Here is a 1,103-nt window from a genome sequence, read left to right as displayed (position 1 = left end):
GGGGCGGGTGGTTCAGGGGTTCGTTGACTGAGTCGGCTCGTCGTCGGGCTTGTTGATCCACGCGGCCTCGGGTAGGGCGGGTGGTTGTGGGATGCCGCGGACGAATCGTTCGGGGTTGCGGGTGTAGGCGGTGGTCAGGACGTCGGTGCGGGCGTCGCGGACTCGTTGGGCGTGGCCGTGGTGGACGTCGTGTGGGGTGTGCCAGCCGATGCCGGAGTGCCGGTGGATCGTGTTGTACCAGGTGAAGAAGGCACGGCAGTGCGCTCGGGCGTGCTGGATGCTGCCGAAGCGGTCGGGGAAGTCGGGCCGGTATTTCAGGGTCTTGAACTGGGCCTCGGAGAACGGGTTGTCGTTGCTGACCCTGGGCCGGGAGTGGGACTTGGTCACGCCGAGGTCGGCCATCATCTGCGCGACGGTCTTGGACGCCATGGAGGTGCCACGGTCGGCGTGGATGGTCAACTGCTCCTGGGGGATGCCCTGCTTGGTGATCGCGTCGGACAGCAGCCGTTCGGCCAGGGCGGCGTCTTCGCGTTCGGCGAGCAGCCACGCGACGGTGTAGCGGCTGTAGATGTCGATCACGCTGTAGAGGTGGTAGAAGTCCCGTTTGGCCGGGCCGCGCAGCTTCGTGATGTCCCACGACCACACGCGATTGGGGGCGTCGGCGATCAGCTCGGGCTTGACCTTCGGCGGGTGCACCGCGTGGCGGCGGCGCTCCCTGACTTCGCCGTGGGTGCGCAGGATCCGGTACATGCTCGACACCGACGCCACGTACACGCCCTCGTCGAGCAGGGTGTGGTAGACGGCCGCGGGGGCCATGTCGGCGAAGTCGGGGCTGTTGAGTAGCGCCCGGACGCTGTCACGCTCGGCCAAGGTCAGGGCGCGTGGCTGCGGCCTGAGTTCGCGCGCCGGCCGTGGTGGCAGGGGTGTCTGGCGGTGGCGGCGGTAGTGGTTGGCCTGCGGCCGGCCGGTGGCCCGGCACGCCGCCCGGACCCCGATCAGCGGCGTCAGCTCGGTGATCGCAGCGTCGATCATGGTGTCGGCTCGCTCCCGCTGTGCTGGCTGTCGGTCGCGAGTTGCCCCAACAGCGCGGAGAGTTTTCCCTG

At 69.0% G+C, this 1,103-nt stretch carries 1 protein-coding gene; it reads right to left on the bottom strand.

What is annotated here, in order from left to right; translation table 11 throughout:
• Positions 1 to 12: 12 nt before the first annotated feature.
• Complete coding sequence (locus DKT69_RS00190; protein ID WP_109799588.1) at positions 13 to 1,032, bottom strand: IS3 family transposase; 1,020 nt, start codon at positions 1,030 to 1,032, stop codon at positions 13 to 15.
• Between the last annotated feature and the right edge of the window lie 71 nt (positions 1,033 to 1,103).

The sequence above is a fragment of the Micromonospora sicca genome (assembly GCF_003172935.1).
GTDB classification, from domain to species: domain Bacteria; phylum Actinomycetota; class Actinomycetes; order Mycobacteriales; family Micromonosporaceae; genus Micromonospora; species Micromonospora sicca.
The sequence above is the reverse complement of the archived record's forward strand: the minus strand, read 5'-3'. Positions and strand labels throughout refer to the sequence as shown.